Below are 20,107 nucleotides of genomic sequence, written 5' to 3' on the forward strand. Positions count from 1 at the left end.
GGAGTGGGGCGACTCAGGCCGCTCTATCGACGATGGTGTTGTCGTCAACGACGAGGTTGTAGGCTTCCTCGTCGTCGTTCCAGAGCGCGAGGATGTTTTCGAACACCAAGATGTCGCCGTAGTCGGCGCGTGCCAAGTCTTCGTTCAACATCGTCTGGTGGGTGAGGACGGCGTAGTGGTCCACTTTCTCGCTTCCGTCGCCGATTTTGAACAGTTGGTTCTTCCCCTCCGAGAGGTTGTGGCTGAGCTTGACCGCCAAGAGGTTGATGCGGTTCGTGACGTGGCGCTCCATCTCCGCCATCTTGGCGAATCGCTCGGCACTGGCACGAGCGTCGCGGCGACGGGCATCGTCTTTTCGGAGGATGCTGTACGCGTACTGTACGTCCACGTTGGTGAACGTCCCTTCGTCTTCGTCGCTCTCGCGGCCTTCGTCGAGTCGTTTCTGGAACGCGGGAATATCGAGGTCGGGTTTGACGTCGAACGACCAGCCACGGTCACCGGGTGCATAGCCGTCCCACAGGCGGAGTCTGGGCGAGTAGACGCTGATGTCGCCATTGGCGGGTGCGACTTCGCGCTCGACTTCCGCGAGTTCCATACTCGTGTTTCGGTCGGCAGGTGCGAGTGCGACCAGCGAGCCATCGTCGGCGAGCGAATCGAGATATTTTCGGACCACGGCAGTTGGGTCGTCGAGTTCGCTCAGGACGTTCCCGAAGAGGATGAGGTCGTACTCGCCGTCGGGTTCGAACTCCTCGGCGGTCTCTCGCACGATTCGCGTCCGGAAGTTCAGACCCGTCTCGTTGAGCATGTGTTCGAGTACATCGGCGGACTCGCTTGGTTCGAGTGCGTGATAGTCGACGAGTGCATCGTCGGGCAAGTAGTCGTGGAGTCCGAGTGCGGGGCCACCGGTTCCCGCGCCAACGTCGAGGACGCGAAGAACACGAGGAAGGAGACCGTTCTCGGCGAGGTCGTCGAGGACGTAGCCGACGGCGGCGTAGTAGTCCGGAAGGTGGTAGATTGCGTACCCGAGTGCGGCGTCTTCGTCGTACTCGACGGGGTTTCCGCGATAGTAGTCCTCTTTCAGTTGCCGAACGCGAGTTCGAAGACGGTCACCAGACTCGCCGACGTGCCAGTTCGCGCCGTAGCGCCGGACGAGGAGGTCTTCGACGGCGAACGAGTAGTCTTCGGGGAAGGCTTCGGGGCTCCACCCCGGACGTGGGGCGGGGCCGTCTTCGATGGGGACGAACGTCCCGTCTTCTCGCTCACGAAGGCGCAGGTCGTAGGCTTCCTCTCGGAGCGCCTGTTTGACGAGTGCGGGGTGGGGTGCGCCTTCGATGTACTCTGCAATCTCGTCGGGGTCGATTGGGCGAACGTTTCGGAGGTACTTCGCGTTGGCTCGGACAGCGTCTTTGTCTATCATCGGTAAATCGTCGTCAAACTCGTCATCGGGTGGTACTCAGTGGTCTCTGTCTGGGTGGTCGTCTGAAGGCTCGTCTGCGGCCTCCGCGACCTGCCGGTAGAGGGCGGCGAACGCTTCGGGGTCGGCTTCGGCGATGTCGCGGGCGGCGTCTGCAACTCGCACGGACCCGTCGCCGAACGTCGCTTGAATATCAGCGTAGACTCGTGGGGTTCCGGCCGAAACCGTCTCCACGAGGGCGTCGAGGGCGCTCGAAACGGGTGTCGAAAACTCTTCGCGTACGTCCGCTGCGGCGAGACCGAACGAGAGGACGGCGGCGTGTGCGGCAGCCTGTACGGTTTCCATCGCCTCGTCGTGTTCTTCGACACTCGTTTCGAAGACGGTGTTGCCCGCGGTATCGAGTGAGTTCAGCACCTCGTCCTCGAGCGGCCCGGAAGCATCAGAGACGACCGCGACGTTGCCGGGAGCGTTTCGCGCCGCAAAGAGCGGGTGCAAACTGAATCGTTCGCGCTCGGGGAGGTGTGTGCGCATCGCGGCGAGTGGCGTCGCCATCGACCCGGTTACGTCACACATGCCGCCGAGGGCGCGGTGGGCGTGGGTCTCGACCGCTTCGGCGGTGTACTCCATCGGAACCGCGAGACAGACGAGGTCGAACTGCTCGTCGCCGTCGAGTGGGACCGTTCGGCCGCCGAGCGCGTCTGCTGCGCGGGTGGCCGCATCGGGATTGACATCGGTGAACGCGAGGTTGCAATCGACTGTGTGGCCGAACCAGCGGCCCATAGCCCCAGCACCGACGACGAGCAGGTCCATCGCTATCGTGTGGACGCGGGCGACGCAAAAGGCAATCGGTGCACTCGTACACGCCTCCTGCGACAAACCCGATTGAACGCACTCCCAGTGCACCAATCATCAAGTAACTGATTGACAACTCGTATCTATGGTATTCGATGATGTGGATTTCGAGGGTCGGACGGCCTTCATCACCGGCACGAGTCGTGGTATCGGCAAGGCAATCGCACTCGACCTCGCCGAGCGCGGCGTCAACGTCGTTTCGACGGGGAAGACAGTCGAAGGACACGACGAACTCCCCGGAACGATCGTCGAGACGACCGAAGAGATTCGCGAGATGGGTGGCAACTCTATCTGGTGCCAACTCGACGTGCGCGACGACGAATCTATCGAACTCGCAATCGAGGAGACGGTCGAAGCCTTCGGTGGCATCGACTTCGTGGTCAACAACGCTGGCGCGATTCACCTCGCGCCGTTCGAAGACACGCCGCCGAAGCGGTTCGACCTCTTGATGGACGTGAACGCCCGCGGGTCGTACGCGACGACGTACGCCGCCCTGCCGTACCTCAAAGAGAGCGACCACGCTCACGTCGTGACGTTCTCGCCGCCGCTTCCGGCCACGCCCGCGCCCGGAAAGGCCGCCTACGCGCTCTCGAAGTACGGCATGACGTTCCTCGCGCAGTCGCTCGCAGCAGAACTCGACAGCGACGAAATCGCGGTGAACGCACTCTGGCCCGTCGCGGCAATCGAATCAGAGGCGACGCGGCACTTCGGGTTGGGCGCGCCCGAGGACTGGCGCACACCGCAGATTATGTGCGACGCGCTCACCGAAATCCTCTCGCGCGACCCCACCGAATGTACGGGGCACGCCTTCTACGACGAGGATATCCTGTCCGAGGCAGGCATCGACGACTTCTCGCAGTACGCCGTGGTCGAAGGCGCTGAACCCGGGCCAACCTCGGCGTGGTTATTCGATACCACCTACGAACGCTCTTAATATCGAACGTGAGAGTGGGGCCAAGAGACTTATTAGCATTAACGCGAGAACACTTGTAATGAGTTTACGTGTCGTTCTCGCGGTCCAACAGGTTTTCCGCGGGACGATGCGCCGGTTTTCAGAATCGGCATTCGACCGAAACGTTGCAATAACTTACGCCTAATCAATGGACTTCCCTCGGCTCCCAACGCGCGATGCAAGCGGCAACAAAGTCGTCCTTCCGGACGACCTTGCAGGAGGGCAGAATCTCCTGCTGATTAGTTTCGACCGTCGACAGCAATCGCTGGTCGGGTCGTGGCGTGGCTATGCGAACGAACTCGCAGAGACCTACGACCACTTCGAATACTACGAACTGCTCGTCCTCGGCGGACGAAGCGGCATGGTTCCACCGATGGCGGGCGGAATGACTCCCGGTGCGGCACGGAGTCGCCCCCACGAAAACGCGCTCGTCACTCGTGTCGATAAGACCGCACTCCAGCGCCGACTCGGCTTACTCGGTGAGGGCGATATCTACGCGATGCTCATCGAAGACGGAACGGTCGTTCGACAGGCCGCTGGCGTCCTCACGCCAAAGACTGGCGACGCATTAGAGAACCTCCTCGTCAAGTGGCGGGAGGCGAACGCCGACTGGGCGAATCCGGGTTCCACCACGGACAGCACCAACAACACGAGCGACGTGTTGGACTGATTCGATACTCCTTCGGCTGACTTTTCGGACTACTCGACGACCAACTGGACCGGATAGTCGTTGAAGTTCTCGAAGCCGTCTTCGGTGACGACGACCATATCCTCGATTCTGACGCCACCGATTTCGGGGTCGTACAGACCGGGTTCGATGGTGATGACGTGGCCGGGCTTGAGTTCTTCACCAACCTGACTGACGTTTGGATATTCGTGGACGTCGAGGCCGACACCGTGGCCCGTGCTGTGAATGAATCCCGTGTCGGCGTTCGGGTCGGCACGGAGCGTGTTCTCGCCCGCTTCCTCGTACACGTCACACACCGCATCGTGTACGTCGGCACCGGTTGCCCCCGGTTTCGTCGCGTCGAACGCGGCCTGAAGCGCACGCTCGGTGAGTTCGAACCACTCACGAATCTCGTCCGAGGGTTCGCCCTTGACGAACGTTCGCGTCATATCGCCGTTGTACTTCGTCTCCTTGTCGCGCGGGAAGATGTCGATGATGATGGCCTCGCCCGCTTCGAGCGGCCCACTGCCGCGGTTGTGCGGGTCGGCGGCGTCAGCACCGCAGGCGACGATGGTCTCGTCCAGTGCGCAGCCGTGACGCAGCAGCGTCACTTCGATTTCCTCTTTGACGCGCTCGCTGGTCAGCGGTTCGCCCTCGTAGTAGAGGACACCGCCTTCGACATCGGCGGCACGAATCAGGTCTTCTGCGGCCTGCATCGACGCTTCGTTCGCGTCTTGTGCGTCGCGGATGTACTCGAGTTCTTCGTCGCTCTTGACCGCCCGGATGTTCTTGATGACGTCTTCCGGCTGGGGTTCGACGGTCACGCCGTCCTCGCGGAGCGCGTCGGCGGTTCCGACCGGGAAGTCCGAGGGGACGGCAATCGATTCGACGCCCTTGTCGGCGAGGAACGCGGCGACGGTCTTGGCGTTCCCGACGACCGGGCCGTACTCCTTGTAGTTCTCCATGGAGTCGTAGGTCGCCCGTCGCGTGACGGTATCGGCGCGACTCTCCTTTACTGCGCGACCGTATTCGAGTGCGGAGACGAGGAGGTGGACGCCCTCGGGTGTGTAGAGGGTGTGAAAGTTGTCTGGGGCGTCGAATCCAGAGAGATACACCTGGTTCGAATCGTCGCCCGCGGCCTCGATGAGATAGCCATCTGCCTCGCCGAGCGACTCGGTAAGTGCCGAGAAATCAGGTTCCATAATCCGGGGTTCGGCGGGTTGGTAGAAAAACGCTCCCGTCGGGGACGAACCACGTCCGAGAACATCGCCGCGGTCGGTACCCTGATAGGCCCACTCGACAACCCCCCGCGTATGGACGTCACTATTTCGCCGTCTCGTGTGCAGGGAATCACACGAGCGCCCCCATCGAAAAGCTACACACACCGCGCGATTCTCGCCGCAGGCTACAGCGACAGCGCGACGGTCACAAACGCGCTCGTGAGCGCCGACACGAAGGCGACGATGCGTGCGGTGAGTGCATTCGGTGGAACCGTCGAACGCGACGGCCAAACCATCGACGTCGAAGGATTCGACGGTCGCCCTGACACCCCGGACAACGTCATCGATTGTGCGAACTCGGGGACGACGATGCGACTCGTGACCGCCTGTGCCGGACTCGGAGAGAATTTGACTGTCCTCACCGGCGACGACTCGCTTCGGTCGCGCCCGCAAGCCCCGCTTCTGGAGGCCGTCTTCGACCTCGATGGGCGCGCGGAGAGCACCCGCCGAAACGGACAAGCACCGCTCGTCGTCGGCGATGGCATGGCTGGCGGGACGGTGGAGATTCCTGGCGACGTGTCCTCGCAGTACATCTCAGCATTGCTGATGGCCGGAGCAGTCACCGAGGAAGGAATCGACATCGAACTCACGACGGAACTCAAGTCCGCACCGTACGTCGAAATCACGCTCGAACTCCTCGCCGAATACGGTATCGAGACGACGATGACTGACACTGGATTCTCTGTCTCGGGCAGTCAATCGTACCGGCCCGCAGGCGGCGAGTACGACGTTCCGGGCGACTTCTCCTCTATCTCGTACCTCCTCGCGGCGGGTGCCGCCGCAGGTGAAGAAGGCGGCTCGGTCGTCATCGAAGGTGCCCGCCCATCAGCACAGGGCGATACTGCAATCGTCGATATCATCCGTGACATGGGCGCAGACGTCGAGTGGGACGAAGATGCAGGCGAACTCACCGTCTCTGTCGCCGACCTCTCGGGAACCACCGTCGATGTGGGCGACACGCCGGACCTCTTGCCGACGATTGCCGCGCTCGGTGCAATTGCCGACGGCGACACGGTAATCGAGAACTGCGAACACGTCCGCTTCAAAGAGACCGACCGCGTGACGGCGATGGCCGAAGAACTGGCGAAGATGGACGCGCACGTCACCGAAGAGCGCGGCCGACTCACGATTCACGGCGGCCAGACCGACCTCGTCGGTGCCGACGTTGACGGCCGCGGCGACCACCGAATCGTCATGGCACTCACCATCGCTGGTCTCGTCGCCGAAGGCGAGACGACGATTGCCGGGAGCGAACACGTGGATGTGTCGTTCCCGAACTTCTTCGAGTCGATGGCGGCACTCGGCGCGGACGTTACAGAGAACTGAAACGACGGAAGATTTTTCGCCGACTCGAACGCCGACCGTGTATGGCTGAACTCTCGCAGTCGTCGTTGCGTGACCGCCAATTGGAGGATGGATTTCTCTTTCCTGCGTACGACGACTGGTGCTTTTCTCGGATTCCGGGGACTATCGGGTCGCTCCTCGGCGCAGCGGTTGGCCCGGAACTCCCCGCCGCCGCAATCGACGGGTACGACGATGTTTCCCGCGTCGTCGTCTTTCTCGTCGATGGATTCGGCCTCGCACAATGATGGCGCACGCAGTTACACACCACTCCTTCGGGCGTTCGAACACGGCGGTCGGGTGACACCGTTGACGAGTATCTACCCTCTGAAACCGCTGCCGCGATGAATACGTTCCACTCGGGCGCTCTCACGTCGGAACACGGTGCCGTCGGCTGGAACCTCTACGAACCAGAGGTAGACGAACAATTCGAGACGTTGCCGTTTCTCCGAAAAGACGGGACAGAACCGGAGAGGATGGAGTACGAAGACATCGCGAATGCCGAACGTATCTACCCCGACCTGAAGGCCGCTGGCGTGGAGACCCATCAGGTCACGCCGTTTCCGAACGGAGGGACGGTGCCCCATACCTACGACCCAGAAGACCTCTCGACGTTTCCCGAAGCGTTCGAGTCGGCGTCCTCGGGACCGTACCCCGTTACGCCCGTCTCTTTCACGATTGCATCGGTCCACCAGAGTTTGAACACCATGACGCCGAGCGTGCCGAGTGCGGTTCCGACTGGTTTGCGCCGGATGGCGGAGACGAACGCGTAGAGAGTCACGGGGATGTTGATGACGTTGAGGATATTGGGGTAGTCCAGCCCCATCGTCTTGTTGCCCGCACCGAGCCACTCCTCCTCGGCGAGGACGATTTTACTGAGCCAGTTGTCGGTCCGTTTTGGACGCGGGAACAAAATCGGGTTGACGGCGAGGAATGCCGTGGTGGCCGCGAGCAACTTCGCGTCTCGTCGGTAGATGGCGTACATCAAGATTGGGTACGCGAGGATTCGAGTCCCTGCGCTCCACGGATTTGCGTGTCGTTCCCAGAACGTCGATTCGAGTCGGTCGCGGACGCCGAGTGAGAGAATGGACATACAGAACGTAGGCGTGGGGGGATAATCAGTTCATGCGCGTGTGTGAGTCAGACCATCGACACCCATCACTGCACACTCCCGACCAGCATTGCACCTTTCTACAAACACTAAATGTCCGGCCCCCCGAGGGCGGGTAATGAATGGGAACGAATTCGGTCGTCTCTTCCGGATGACCACATACGGCGAGAGCCACGGTGAGGCCATGGGTGTCACCCTCTCGGGCATCCCTGCGGGCGTCGAACTCTCTGTCGAGGAGATACAGAAGGAACTTGACCGACGCAAACCCGGCCAGTCGATGATAACGACGAGTCGCGGCGAACCCGACGCTGTCGTCGTCAACTCCGGCATTCAGGACGGCTATACGACGGGGACACCTATCGGCATGGTCGTCCAGAACAAGGACGCACGCTCGGGGAAGTACGAACCCTACGTGACCGCGCCGCGCCCCTCGCACGGCGATTTCACCTACTCCGCGAAGTTCGGCACGCGTAACTGGGGTGGCGGCGGTCGCTCGTCCGCGCGCGAGACAGTCAACTGGGTCGCCGCCGGTGCGGTCGCAAAGCAAGTCCTCGAACAGAGTGAGTACGACATTCAGGTGAAGGCGCACGTGAACCAAATCGGCGATATCGAAGCGCCGCCGGTCTCGTTCGAGGATATTCTCGAACACAGCGAGGAGAACGACGTTCGGTGTGGCCACCCCGAGACGGCCGAAAAGATGCAGGAAGCAATCGAGCAGTACCAGAAGGAAGGCGACTCCATCGGCGGGTCGATTTACTTCGAAGCGCAGGGCGTCCCGCGCGGACTTGGCGCGCCACGGTTCGACTCGTTCTCGGCCCGTCTCGGACAGGCGATGATGTCTGTTCCGGCGACGACGGCGTTCGAGTTCGGTCTGGGTCGTGAAGCCCGCGAGTGGACCGGTTCCGACCGCAACGAGAACTGGGAGTTCGACGAAGACGGCGACCCTGTTCCTGTCGGCAACAAACATGGCGGCATTCAGGGTGGCATCACCACCGGTCAGCCCATTTATGGTGAGATGACCCTGCACGCGCCAACGTCGATTCCGAAGAAGCAGCAGACGGTCGATTGGGAGACCGGCGAAGAGAAGGAAATTCAGGTCGTTGGCCGCCACGACCCAGTGTTGCCACCGCGTGGTGTTCCCGTCGTCGAGGCGATGCTCTATGCGACGATTCTCGACTTTATGTTGCTCTCAGGCCGTATAAACCCCGACCGACTCGATGGACAAGTGGGTGAATACGACACGCCATACCACCCGTCGAGTCCCGAAAACGAATGAAATAACTCTCTTTCGAGTAAGGCTTATATATTATAATTGTTCCTAACTTACGGATTGTCCACTTTTATCTGAGAATGAGTTGAGCAAATTAAGAATATTAAGTCCTTCATTATCTTTCCTTGTTAATCCATAGCAAAGTCTTTAATCGAGCCCCCTCCAAATCCATTAATAGTGCCCCAGCGGGGCCGTGAGCTCAAATTATGACTGACCACGAACTTATCTGGCGCATCGCAGGAGGTTCCGGGGACGGCATCGCCTCGACCAGCCAGAACTTCGCAAAAGCCCTGATGCGAGCAGGGCTTCATGTTTTCACGCATCGACACTATCCATCGCGCATCCGTGGTGGCCACACGTACACGGAAGTCCGCGTCAGTGCGGACCCCGTCAAGTCGCGCGGTGACGGATACAACTTCCTTCTCTCGCTCGGTGACTCCTTCGCACGCAACCCGAGCGAAGGTGCCTACTACGGCAACGAGGAGATCAAACCACTCTCGGAGAATCTCGACGAACTCAACGAAGGGGGCGTCATCGTCTACGACTCCGGCCTGCTCGACGCATCCGAAATCGAGAACTTCGACGAGCGCGTCGAGGAGAACAACTGGCACGTCTACGACATCGACCTGCGCACCATCGCCCGTGAACACGGCCGTGAGGTCATGCGTAACACCGCCGGTGTCGCAGTCACCTGTGCTATCGCAGACATCGAACCCGACGTCATCAAGAGCCTGATGTCGGACGCGATGCCTGACAAGATTCTCGAACCCAACCTCGAAGTCTTCGACGACGCCTACGAAATGGTCCAAGAAGAGTTCGACATCGACGCACCTGACGTCTCGGTCCCGACGGGCGAACACGACGAAGAACAGGTGCTTCTCTCTGGCTCTGACGCGATTGCCTACGGTGCAATCGACGAAGGCTGCCGCTTCATCGCGGGCTACCCGATGACCCCGTGGACGGAAGTCTTCACCATCATGACCCAGAACCTCCCCGAACTCGGTGGCATCTCCGAGCAGGTGGAGGACGAAATCGCCGCTGCTGCGCTCGCAATCGGTGCGTCGCACGCTGGCGCGAAGGCCATGTCCGGTTCGTCCGGCGGTGGCTTCTCGCTGATGTCCGAGCCACTCGGTCTCGCAGAGATCAGTGAGACGCCGCTCGTCCTCGTCGAAGCCATGCGCGCCGGTCCTTCGACCGGTATGCCGACGAAGCCAGAACAGTCCGACCTCGAACACGTGCTGTACACCTCGCAGGGCGACTCGCACCGCGTCGTCTTCGCACCCGGTACCGCCGCCGAGGCGTACTACCAGACGCGTAAAGCGTTCAAGCTCGCCTACGAGTACCAGATTCCGGCAATCGTCCTGTACGACCAGAAGCTCGGTGGCGAACTCACGAACGTCCCGGCTTCGGTCTTCGACGAAGAGCCGAACGCCGACCTCGGTTCCGTCCTGACGGAAGCCGAAATCGCAGACGCGCCGCACGACGAGTCGGGCAAGTTCCACCGCTTCCGCCACGACTCCGAGAACGGCGTCTCGCCGCGCTCGCTGCCGGGCCAGAAGGGTGGTCGCTACCTCGCATCGGGTAACGAACACATGCCCGCCGGTCACATCTCGGAATCTCCCGAGAACCGCGTCGCGCAGATGAACCGCCGCATGCAGAAGGTCGATTCCATCCGTGCCGAACTCGACGCGGACGACGACTTCAACACGGTTTATGGTCCGGAAGACGCCGAGTACGGTCTCATCACGTTCGGGAGCCAGCAGGGTACCGTCGAAGAGGCAGCCGACGTTCTCAACGACAACGGCCACTCGGTCAAGGTCTACGGCGTCTCCGAGATGATGCCATTCCCGAAGGAACAGTTCGCGGCCTTCCTCGACAGCGTCGACGAGGCGCTCGTCGTCGAGATGACGGCCTCTGCACAGTTCCGTGGCCTCGCACAGAAGGAACTCGGCCAGTACGGCGACAAGATGTCGAGTCTCCTCAAGTACAACGGTAACCCGTTCGAGCCTGCCGAAATCGTCGAAGGCTTCGAGACGGGCCTCCTCAGCGGCGAGGAGCTTCCTCACAGCCGCACGAAGTTCGTCCCAAAGGTGGGTGAATAATTATGAGTGCATTCAGCGCAATCGGTGAAGAAACGGAGAAAGACCAGAACGAGTTCACGCCCGGACTCGAACCCCAGCCGACGTGGTGTCCTGGCTGTGGTGACTTCGGTGTCCTCAAGGCACTGAAGGGTGCGGCGGCCGAACTCGGCCTGTCGCCCGACGAGATGATGGTTACGACCGGTATCGGCTGTTCCGGTAAGCTCAACAGCTACTTCAACAGCTACGGGTTCCACACCATCCACGGCCGTTCGCTGCCTATCGCCCGCGCGGCGAAGCTCGCGAACCCCGGCCTGACTGTGGTCGCCGCTGGCGGTGACGGTGACGGCTACGGTATCGGTGGCAACCACTTCATGCACACCGCTCGTGAGAACCACGACATCACGTACATCGTGTTCAACAACGAGATTTTCGGCCTCACGAAGGGACAGACCTCCCCGACGTCGCCGATGGGCCACAAGTCCAAGACCCAGCCTCACGGCTCGGCCAAGCAGCCACTTCGCCCACTCTCGATGTCGCTCAACGCAGGCGCGTCCTACGTCGCCCGCACGGCGGCAGTGAACCCGAACCAGGCGAAGGATATCATCGTCGAAGCAATCGAACACGACGGCTTCTCGCACGTTGACTTCCTGACCCAGTGTCCGACCTGGAACAAGGACGCACGCCAGTACGTCCCGTACATCGACATCAACGACTCCGACGACTACGACTTCGACAACACGAACCGTTCGGAGGCCGCAGAGATGATGTTCCAGACCGAAGACGCACTCCACGAGGGCAAGGTTCTCACCGGTCGATACTACGTCGACTCCGAGCGCCCGTCCTACCAGCAGGAAAAGCGTCGCATCGGCGAGATTCCGGAAGAACCGCTCGTCGAGCGCTACTTCGACGAGGACTACGAGTGGGAGCGTTCCTTCGACTCGTTCCTCTCGAAGCACAAGTAACCTGAATTCTTTCCGGCTTTCGGGCCGGTTTTAACGTAACTGAGAAGGCTTTGCGTTTCCGGAAGATATTTTTCTCTCGTGTGAAAAAACACGGCTATGGATTCGACCGCTACAGAGGGTCGCATACTCGCGGTCTTAGAGCAAGACGCGAAAGCGTCGTATGCGGAGATTGCCGAGCGGGCGGGTGTCTCGAAGCCCACCGTCCGAAAGTACATTCAAAAACTCGAAGAAAACGGAGTCATCATCGGTTACTCGGCCGATATCGACCCGAAGAAACTCGCAGGCCAGTCGATTGCGATGGTCGGTATCGACGTTGCGAGCGAGCGCTATGTGGAAGCGACGCGCGCGCTCAAGGGCCTCGAAGCCATCGAGTCGCTTTACACCTCCTCGGGTGACCACATGTTGATGGCCGAAGTTCGTGCGCCCGACGGTGATGCACTGGGTGGCGTCATCTCCGACGAAATTCTCTCTATCGACGGTGTCACCGCCGCTCACCCGTCGTTCCTCCAAGAGCGCCTCAAGTAACGTTCCAAGACCCTCTGTCGGTTTACTTTCACTGCGCTATCTGAACTTTCAGGTTGCCTCGGGTTCTTCTACTATACAATGGCCGGAGAGACACTGCCGGGGACGGAACCTGACGACCGCTCCGACAGTATCGTCCTCCACGTCGATATGGACTGTTTCTACGCCGCCTGCGAGCGACTGCGCGAACCCGAACTCGTGGGCGAACCGCTCGTCGTCGGCATGGGCTACGAACCCGGTGAAGGCCACGGCGCGGTCGCCACTGCGAGTTACGAAGCCCGCGCGTTCGGCGTCGAGAGCGCCCAACCCATCTCACAAGCACTCGACCGCCTCCCCCGACTCGAAGATATCGACCCCGACGACGACCCCGAGCAGGCGGGCTACTACCGCCCCGTCGATATCGACTTTTACAAAGAAGTCGCCGCCGATGTGAAAGCCATCCTCCGGGAATGTGCCGACGTTATCCGCGAGGTGAGCATCGACGAAGCCTACCTCGACGTAACCGACCGAACGGCGTGGGACTTCGCTCCCTCGGGCGACCGAACACTCGCAGAGGGCTACGCGCGGTACGTCAAACAGCGAATCGAACGCGAGGTCGGTGTCACCGCCTCCATCGGTGTCGCACCGAACATGTCCACCGCGAAAGTCGCCTCTGATTTCGACAAACCCGATGGCCTCACCGTCGTTCGCCCCGGTGAAGTCCGTGAGTTTCTCGCGCCAATTTCCGTCCACGACGTCCACGGCGTCGGGCCGGTGACCGCCCGTGAACTCGGCGAACTCGGCATCGAAACCGCCGGTGACCTCGCCGACGCTGACGCCTCGGAACTGGAATCTCGATTCGGGTCACGCGGCCGCGAACTCCACGAACGCGCCAAGGGAATGGACGACCGAGAGGTGACGCCGACTGGCCGACCCAAAAGCCTCTCCAGAGAATCTGCGTTCACCGAACCGACGACTGAGATGGAAGACAAACAAGAGGTCGTTCGGGCGCTCGCCCGCGACGTGGCCGACAGAGCACGCTCACGTGGGGCGATGTACCGAACGATTGGTATCAAAGTCATCGTCCCGCCGTTCGAGAGTAACACTCGTGCGCGGTCACTTCCAGGCCCGGTAGACGACCCAGACCTCGTGGAATCTGTCGCCTTCGACCTCCTCGAAGAGTTCGCCGAGACTCGTGTTCGAAAACTCGGCGTCCGCGTGTCGAACCTCTCGTTCGCCGAGACTGACCAGTCGAGTCTCGATGGGTGGGACGCTGCGACCGAATGGAGCGACTCTGACGAGATGGACCAACAATCGAACGCTGGCGACACAGAACCCAATTCAGAGCGTGGACAGACAGACGACACGACGGCCTCGCGCTCGAAACGTCGCGGTCAGTCGTCGTTAGTCGAGTTCGACTAAGTTGCTGCGTCGGGGTCAAACCCGGTGCTGGTGAGAGTTTCTTTCTACCCACCGCCGTTGTAGTCGGGATGGACGACATCCTGTGCCTACGAAACGTCGCCCGAGGCGAGTTCGGCGAACGCGTCATCGTCATCCACGTGGAGAATGGTAATGCCTCTGCGCCCTCTTGTCATACTCCGAACTAACTCGGGTGTGTGATAAAGTTTCACTGTCTGTAGAGGGCAGGAACTATGCCCCCCGAGACAGAGAAGAAAACCGGATGACGGATTCGGACACGGAAACCATCTCGGTTGCCGAGATTAGTGACGGCCCAGGGGGAGAGGGAACAGAGGAACCGGGAACGACGGTCAACTTGCCTGTCGTCGATATTCTCACGGGACGAGGGTTCGTCACGGGGAAGTCCGGGTCCGGAAAATCGAACACGGCGTCGGTCATCATCGAAAAGTTGCTCTCGTCGAACTTTCCGGTACTTATCGTCGATACGGACGGCGAGTACTACGGACTCAAACAGGAGTTCGAACTTCTGCACGCAGGCGCAGACGACGAGTGTGACATTCAGGTCAGTCCCGAACACGCCGAGCGACTGGCGACACTCGCCTTAGAGCAGAACGTCCCCATCATTCTCGACGTCTCGGGCTATCTCGACGATGCCGCCGCCGACGAGTTGGTGACGGAAGTCGCCAAACACCTCTTCGCCAAGGAGAAGAAACTGAAGAAGCCCTTCTTGATGCTCATCGAAGAGTGCCACGAGTACATTCCCGAGAAGGGCGGGATGGACGAAGCGGGCAAGATGCTCATCAAAATCGGCAAGCGCGGGCGCAAACACGGGTTGGGTGTCGTCGGCATCTCACAGCGCCCCGCCGACGTGAAAAAGGACTTCATCACGCAGTGTGATTGGCTCGTCTGGCACCGCCTGACGTGGCGAAACGATACGAAAGTCGTCGGACGAATTTTGGGGTCAGAGTACGCCGACGCCATCGAAGATATGGGTAACGGCGAGGGATTCCTCGTCACCGACTGGTCCGAGTCGATTCGGCGCGTCCAGTTCCACAAAAAGCAGACGTTCGACGCGGGTGCGACGCCCGGTCTAGACGATTTCGAGCGCCCCGATTTGAAATCTATCGACGGCAACCTCGTCTCCGACCTCCGCGGCATTTCGGACGAAAAACAGCGCCGTGAGAGCGAAGTTGCGGACCTTCGCCAGAAACTCGAAGAGCGCGAAGCGAAGATTCGCCAACTCGAACGTGACCTCGAAGAAGCGCGCGACCTCTCGCGGATGGCAGACCAGTTCGCTCAGGCGATGTTTCGAAAGGCTGAAGCGCCGTATCACGGTGGACAGGGGCGCAACCTCAACCGCCCCGAAGAGAAACAGGCCGCGCTTGCGGAGTACAACGGAAGTGCCGAGGAGGGAGCGACAGAGGGTGAAATTGGCGATGATGACGTCGCTGAGGCGTACAACGAACCTGCCTCTCGGCCACCACTCGAACCACCTGCTGGCCCGGCGTGGCCGACGCACGGACTCATTCCTGAGAGCGAGAGTGACGAGTGGGACGATGCATTCGACATGGGCGATTTCGAACCTGCCGACCTGCAACCCGCACCTGGTGCACAGTCTCGACGTGACGTCGTCGACCGAATGACCGGCGTCGTTGGTGTCCTCAGCGAGGTGCATCTCGAAATGCTCGCCCACTATCGTGAAGTCGGGGTGTCGGACCCACTGAGCGCGCACGTCGCTGCCGGTGAAACCGCGAACCAAGCGGTCGCATACAGTCGAAACCGCCCGCTCAGAAAAGCAGGCTTCATCCGACACGCGGGACGCGGTCTCTACGAGTACGCACTTCCAAGCCTCGTCCGCGACGAGTACGCCGACTTGCTCGGTGAAGACGAACTCAGAGAGACTGTCGAAGCAATCGAACAGTCGTTTATCGACGACGCAGACGACGAATAAGGGTCGAAATCGCTGTTTCTCGTTCTTTAGTTACTGATTCGACAGCGCGGTGCCCATCGCGACGCCAATCGCGACGCCAAGTGCGATACCGACTGCGATGTTGTCGAGCGCGACACCGAGTGCGACGCCAGCGCCCATCCCGATTGCGATGCCAACTCCCATCTGTTGTCCGTCTCCCTCGTCGGAGTCCTGACCGTCGCTCATCTCACTTGCAAGCAACACACGTCGAAGAGATGAATCTGCTGACGACCGGAGCGTCTGAGAAAAACTGAGACTGCCTGCTTACAGTCCCGAAACGAGGTCTTCGAGCGCGGCGCGCGGGTCGTCTGCCTTGGCGACACCGGAGGCCAGAAGGATACCGGTCGCACCGAGGTCACCGGCGGCAATCACGTCGTCGCCGGTGGAGACGCCAGCACCGCAGTACACATCGACGTCTTCGTCAACGTCGTCGGCGGCCGAGACAGCGTCGCGGACGATGTCGGGGTCGGCGGTGGACACGGACACGTCGCCACCGATGAGTTCGGGTGGTTCGACAGCGACCGAGTCAGGGCCGAGTGCGGCGACAGCGCCCGTTTGGGCGGGGTTGTTCGCACAGACACAGGTCTCCAGACCGGCGCGCTCTGCGGCCTGTACCGAGCCGTCGATGTCGGCGAGTTTCAGGCGTTTTTCGGAGTGATTGATGAGCGTGCCAACCGCGCCTGCTTCGGCGACGGCTTCGGCGAGCGTACTCCCAGTGTGGCTCCCGTGGCCGTTGGGGTCCACGTGCTGGGCCCACGTCTCGACGCCCGTGTCGGCGACGCGGCTAATGTCGGCGGCTTGCGGGGAGACGGCGATGCGGACGCCGGACGCCTCGCTCACCTCGCGCGCGGCTTCTGCTACTTCGATAGGGTCGCACGGATAGGCCTTGAGGTTGACCAGGATGAACACACATCTGTCTGGGACCTGCGGTGACTAATAAATTGGTTTTCGGGGCCGACGTTGCCACTCGCGGCGGATTAGAATAAAATAATTATGAAAAACGAGACGTTCGTTCAGTCTTTCCGTTTGACCACGTCACCGAGGGTGGTCTTCTGACTACCGCCGCTGGACCACTCGGAGTCGTCGTCGCTCGCTCCTTCGACGAGCGAGATATCGAGTTTGCGTTCGATTTTCTTTCGGACGCTGTCCGGGGGCATGATGTCACCGCGTTCGATTTTCCGAATGAGGCTCGCCTTCTCGTTGAGCGACTTCGCCAAGTCCTCTTGGCTCAGGTTTCGAGACTCGCGTGCCTGTCGGATTCGGGTGTCGTAGTCCGTCGCAATCTCTTCCATGTCGTCGAACATGTCGCGGCGACGCCGCTTCTTCGACGACGAGGACGAAGACGACCCAGACGAGCGTTTGGCCTTCCCACTCGACGAGGAAGTAGAGTACTTCGAACTCGCACTGGAAGTCGACTCGGTGCGGACCTCCGTGCCAAACTGGGCGCAGTTGTCACACAGTTGCAGTTCTGCGCCTTCGACCTTCACAGTCTTCAGAGAGGCTTGGTTGGAGCCACACATCTCGCACTGAGGCATACCTTCACGTACCGTCCCGCCGCGTATAAAAGGCACGCCAGCGGCGAGTGAATCGAATGACGAGAGACTATCGCCCGCGAAGTTGTGACGCTGCGGTTCGAAGTGGGTCAGCCACGCGACGATATCCTCGCCGATACACGACGAGGTGCGAAATCGGGAGCAAACAGATGTACGTGAGCGTCAATCCAGCGCCTTGTGTGTAGGGGTCTGGTGGTAGACCGACCGTCCCGACGAGATACGCCGCTACTCCGGCCAGCATGACCGTCAGCGCGCCACGTTCTGCTCGTGTCGGCGGAGACTCGCGGTGGGTACTCGGGGCGAACGAGATGAGATACGCGAGGAGTCCAATCGGAACGAGCGCGAGAATCACACCGAGAACGTTCGGGAAGCGATAGCCACGAGCCTTCGCATTTTGCGAGACCCACATCGACGTCGAGACGACGACGAGCATCGGGACGAACGCGAACGTCAGGTACTCGAATAGAGCAACGAGGGTGGAGGGCACGTCTCACCCCACCCACGAGCAAAGAATAGTTCTTCTTATGCCAGGTCGCTCCACGCACCCCAGAAGCGTTGGAGTGCGGTGAAGTGGCCGATGATGGCAAAGAACACCAGCAACCAGCCGACGAGGGTGAAGCCGCCAACCGCACCGGGGAAGACGGCGGAGACGACGCCGACGACGCCGATGAGTGCGAGCCTGTCGGCACGCCCGACCAATCCACCGTAGGCGCGGCCGAGACCGACTGCCTGAATCTGCGTCCCGAGATACGAGGTCATGAGGACGCCCGTGACGGCGGCGAGGCCGAGGATGAACGACCCACTTGCGGCCGAGAGACCGACGAGAATGACGATGTCGGCGTAGCGGTCCAGCACGTGGTCGAGCAAGTCGCCCGCCTTGGAGGAGACGCCCTGTTCGCGGGCGAGCGCGCCGTCAACGAGGTCTAACCAGCCATTGACGAAGACGAATATCGCGCCGAGTGCGTACCACAGTGGTTCGGCGAGCGCGAACGCGCCACCGGCCGCGGCGGCGAATCCGAAGGCGATGACACTCACGCTGTTCGGCGAGAGACCGACCGAATCGGCGGCGCTGACGAACGGGACGAGGAGTCTGTCGGCGGTATCGCGGTATTGGTCTAACGTCATAGGTATTCGAGGAAGTCCACCGTTCCGGCGCTCGGTTCGCGCTCACCTTCGACGATGGCGACGAGCTCGTCGGCTACGTCGTCTGGGTCGCGGTCGGTCGTGTCTACTTCGTAAACTGAGTCCTCACCGTGGAACTCGACTGCTTCGCCGAGAATCACGTCGAGAGCTTCGGATTCACGGTTCTCTCTGGCTTTCGCCTCCGATTCGCCGCGCTCGATGAGGCGCTCTTCGAGTAGGTCGGGTCGGCAGCGAAGGACGACCACGCGGTCGGCTTCGAAGTGGTGTGCGAGGTGGCTTTCGAGGATGCCGTCCCAGTCGCCGAGGTGGTCACGTGCGCCGTCGATATCGACGACGAGGGTATCGCGTTCTTCGTCGCGCTCGGTCCACAGACCCTCGTCTTTCACGAGTTGGTTGAGGTGGATGACCGACTGGTCGAGTTGGTCGGCGGCGCGTGCCGTCGCCGTCGTCTTTCCGGTTCCGGGCGTTCCGGTCACGACGACTCTCACGCCGTCGGCACCTCCGAGACGATTCGATTGAGGACTTCGACGGCGCGCTTGGTCTGTTCTTCGGTGCCGCAGGAGATTCGGACGCACTCGGGCAGGCCGAAACTCGTGCAGTCGCGGATGATGACGCCCTCGCGCTGGGCGGCCTGTGACACTTCCGTTCCGTCGCCGACTTCCGCGAGGACGAAGTTTCCGGCACTCTCCCACGTCGGAACGTCGAGTTCGTCTCGGAGGTAGTCGCGTGCCCAACTCGCGGATTCGACCGACTTTTCGACGTGTTCGGGGTCGTCCAGTGCGGCGAGCGCGGCGCGACAGGCGACTTCGCTGGCGGCGAACGGCGTGTTCACGCGGGCGTAGGCGTCGGCCCACGATTCCGGCACACAGGAGTAGCCGATTCGGAGTCCGGCGAGACCGTATGCCTTCGAGAAGGTTCGAAGGACGGCGATGTTGTCGTACTCCGAGAGCAAGTCGATAGCCGAGGGTTCGTCGGTGTACTCGGCGTAAGCTTCGTCCACGATGATGAGCGTGTGGTCATCGACTTTCTCGGCGAGTTTCGTGATTTCGTCGGTCGGGAAGAGCGCGCCGGTGGGGTTGTGCGGCGTCGTCAGGTAGACCATGCGCTCGCCGTCGTAAGCGTCCAAGACGAGGTCGGCGGTCTGCTCGAAATCGTCGGCTTTCGAGACTTCGTACTGATTGGCATCGCCGTGGTGGTACCGGGCGCTCATCGAGTAGTAGGAAAAGCCCGGGTGTGGTTCGAGAATCTCGTCGCCGGGTTCGAGCATCGCTCGCGTCAGATAGTCTATAGAGCCGTCAGCGCCGGGTGAGACCCACACCTGTTCGGATTCGAGGTCCCACTTCTCAGCGAGTTCGTCGGTGAGGTCGGTGTGTGCGGTCTTCGGGTAGACGCTCACCGTCGGTGCGGCCGCTTCGATTGCTTCGACTGCCTTCGGACTCGCCCCGTGTGGGTTCTCGTTCGACGAGAGTTTAGTCAAGTCCTCGGGGTCCAGTCCAAGGTCGCGGGCGACCTCCTCTGTGCCTCGGCCGGGCACGTACGGTGCGTGGGCGGAGAGGTCCCGTGGTTGCATGGTCGAAGGATACGGGTCGCGG

At 61.1% G+C, this 20,107-nt stretch carries 21 protein-coding genes; 10 read left to right on the forward strand and 11 right to left on the reverse strand.

The genetic code is table 11. From position 1 onward, the window contains the following. Window positions 1-13 precede the first annotated feature (13 nt). Together ACK509_RS02250 and ACK509_RS02255 are read right to left on the reverse strand one after the other, a co-directional pair. Window positions 14-1,417: a small ribosomal subunit Rsm22 family protein gene (locus tag ACK509_RS02250; protein ID WP_410764874.1), complete on the reverse strand. Its 1,404-nt coding sequence runs from the start codon at window positions 1,415-1,417 to the stop codon at window positions 14-16. 36 nt (window positions 1,418-1,453) lie between these two features. Next, on the reverse strand, window positions 1,454-2,224 hold the full coding sequence (locus ACK509_RS02255) for a prephenate dehydrogenase (RefSeq protein WP_410764875.1): 771 nt from the start codon (window positions 2,222-2,224) through the stop codon (window positions 1,454-1,456). Between the two features lie 127 nt (window positions 2,225-2,351). On the opposite strand from ACK509_RS02255, the gene ACK509_RS02260 reads away from it, so the two are divergent. Both ACK509_RS02260 and ACK509_RS02265 read left to right on the forward strand, forming a co-directional pair. Further along, the gene (locus tag ACK509_RS02260; protein ID WP_410764876.1) at window positions 2,352-3,200 is read left to right on the forward strand and encodes an SDR family oxidoreductase; all 849 of its coding nucleotides are present in this window, start codon (window positions 2,352-2,354) and stop codon (window positions 3,198-3,200) included. Between the two features lie 166 nt (window positions 3,201-3,366). Next, complete coding sequence (locus ACK509_RS02265) at window positions 3,367-3,888, forward strand: hypothetical protein (RefSeq protein WP_410764877.1); 522 nt, start codon at window positions 3,367-3,369, stop codon at window positions 3,886-3,888. A 29-nt stretch (window positions 3,889-3,917) separates the two neighbouring features. Here the strand turns inward: ACK509_RS02265 and ACK509_RS02270 are convergent, their stop codons facing one another. Next, window positions 3,918-5,087 carry a M24 family metallopeptidase gene (locus ACK509_RS02270; RefSeq protein WP_410764878.1) on the reverse strand — a complete coding sequence of 390 codons (1,170 nt, stop codon included), beginning with the start codon at window positions 5,085-5,087 and terminating at the stop codon, window positions 3,918-3,920. Between the two features lie 111 nt (window positions 5,088-5,198). Here ACK509_RS02270 and aroA point away from each other — a divergent pair, with 111 nt between their 5' ends. Together aroA and ACK509_RS02280 are read left to right on the forward strand one after the other, a co-directional pair. Then, on the forward strand, window positions 5,199-6,491 hold the full coding sequence (gene aroA, locus ACK509_RS02275) for a 3-phosphoshikimate 1-carboxyvinyltransferase (RefSeq protein WP_410764879.1): 1,293 nt from the start codon (window positions 5,199-5,201) through the stop codon (window positions 6,489-6,491). A gap of 41 nt (window positions 6,492-6,532) precedes the next feature. Beyond that, complete coding sequence (locus ACK509_RS02280; RefSeq protein WP_410764880.1) at window positions 6,533-6,754, forward strand: hypothetical protein; 222 nt, start codon at window positions 6,533-6,535, stop codon at window positions 6,752-6,754. Window positions 6,755-7,095: 341 nt separating this feature from the next. On the opposite strand, the gene ACK509_RS02285 is transcribed toward ACK509_RS02280, so the two are convergent. Next, complete coding sequence (locus ACK509_RS02285; RefSeq protein WP_410764881.1) at window positions 7,096-7,599, reverse strand: DUF6653 family protein; 504 nt, start codon at window positions 7,597-7,599, stop codon at window positions 7,096-7,098. Window positions 7,600-7,735: 136 nt separating this feature from the next. On the opposite strand from ACK509_RS02285, the gene aroC reads away from it, so the two are divergent. The 6 genes from aroC (at window position 7,736) to ACK509_RS02315 (ending at window position 15,801) form a co-directional block, all read left to right on the forward strand. Further along, window positions 7,736-8,893 (forward strand): chorismate synthase, encoded by a 1,158-nt coding sequence (gene aroC / locus ACK509_RS02290; protein ID WP_410764882.1) that lies wholly within the window; start codon window positions 7,736-7,738, stop codon window positions 8,891-8,893. Window positions 8,894-9,093: 200 nt separating this feature from the next. After that, window positions 9,094-10,989, forward strand: a complete 1,896-nt coding sequence (locus ACK509_RS02295; RefSeq protein WP_410764883.1) for a 2-oxoacid:acceptor oxidoreductase subunit alpha — start codon at window positions 9,094-9,096, stop codon at window positions 10,987-10,989. 2 nt (window positions 10,990-10,991) lie between these two features. Continuing rightward, complete coding sequence (locus ACK509_RS02300) at window positions 10,992-11,930, forward strand: thiamine pyrophosphate-dependent enzyme (RefSeq protein ID WP_410764884.1); 939 nt, start codon at window positions 10,992-10,994, stop codon at window positions 11,928-11,930. A 96-nt stretch (window positions 11,931-12,026) separates the two neighbouring features. Further along, window positions 12,027-12,455, forward strand: coding sequence for an HTH-type transcriptional regulator LrpA1 (gene lrpA1, locus ACK509_RS02305; protein ID WP_410764885.1), 429 nt, complete (start codon window positions 12,027-12,029; stop codon window positions 12,453-12,455). A 78-nt stretch (window positions 12,456-12,533) separates the two neighbouring features. Further along, on the forward strand, window positions 12,534-13,853 hold the full coding sequence (dinB, locus tag ACK509_RS02310; protein ID WP_410764886.1) for a DNA polymerase IV: 1,320 nt from the start codon (window positions 12,534-12,536) through the stop codon (window positions 13,851-13,853). Window positions 13,854-14,112: 259 nt separating this feature from the next. Further along, on the forward strand, window positions 14,113-15,801 hold the full coding sequence (locus tag ACK509_RS02315; protein WP_410764887.1) for a helicase HerA domain-containing protein: 1,689 nt from the start codon (window positions 14,113-14,115) through the stop codon (window positions 15,799-15,801). 30 nt (window positions 15,802-15,831) lie between these two features. On the opposite strand, the gene ACK509_RS02320 is transcribed toward ACK509_RS02315, so the two are convergent. The 7 genes from ACK509_RS02320 to hisC all read right to left on the reverse strand — a co-directional run bounded on the left by ACK509_RS02320 (window position 15,832) and on the right by hisC (window position 20,085). After that, window positions 15,832-16,005 (reverse strand): hypothetical protein, encoded by a 174-nt coding sequence (locus ACK509_RS02320; RefSeq protein ID WP_410764888.1) that lies wholly within the window; start codon window positions 16,003-16,005, stop codon window positions 15,832-15,834. 78 nt (window positions 16,006-16,083) lie between these two features. Continuing rightward, window positions 16,084-16,728, reverse strand: coding sequence for a triose-phosphate isomerase (tpiA, locus tag ACK509_RS02325; RefSeq protein WP_410764889.1), 645 nt, complete (start codon window positions 16,726-16,728; stop codon window positions 16,084-16,086). Between the two features lie 104 nt (window positions 16,729-16,832). After that, window positions 16,833-17,354 carry a multiprotein bridging factor aMBF1 gene (locus ACK509_RS02330; protein ID WP_410764890.1) on the reverse strand — a complete coding sequence of 174 codons (522 nt, stop codon included), beginning with the start codon at window positions 17,352-17,354 and terminating at the stop codon, window positions 16,833-16,835. Between the two features lie 67 nt (window positions 17,355-17,421). Then, window positions 17,422-17,859: a hypothetical protein gene (locus ACK509_RS02335; protein ID WP_410764891.1), complete on the reverse strand. Its 438-nt coding sequence runs from the start codon at window positions 17,857-17,859 to the stop codon at window positions 17,422-17,424. Between the two features lie 35 nt (window positions 17,860-17,894). After that, the gene (locus ACK509_RS02340; protein WP_410764892.1) at window positions 17,895-18,497 is read right to left on the reverse strand and encodes a CDP-alcohol phosphatidyltransferase family protein; all 603 of its coding nucleotides are present in this window, start codon (window positions 18,495-18,497) and stop codon (window positions 17,895-17,897) included. Further along, on the reverse strand, window positions 18,494-19,003 hold the full coding sequence (locus tag ACK509_RS02345) for an adenylate kinase family protein (protein ID WP_410764893.1): 510 nt from the start codon (window positions 19,001-19,003) through the stop codon (window positions 18,494-18,496). Before ACK509_RS02345 ends, ACK509_RS02340 begins: the two co-directional genes overlap by 4 nt. Then, window positions 19,000-20,085, reverse strand: a complete 1,086-nt coding sequence (gene hisC / locus ACK509_RS02350) for a histidinol-phosphate transaminase (RefSeq protein ID WP_410764894.1) — start codon at window positions 20,083-20,085, stop codon at window positions 19,000-19,002. Before hisC ends, ACK509_RS02345 begins: the two co-directional genes overlap by 4 nt. Window positions 20,086-20,107 lie beyond the last annotated feature (22 nt).

The sequence above is a fragment of the Haloferax sp. DFSO60 genome (assembly GCF_046557615.1).
In the GTDB taxonomy this organism is placed as follows: Archaea; Halobacteriota; Halobacteria; order Halobacteriales; family Haloferacaceae; genus Haloferax.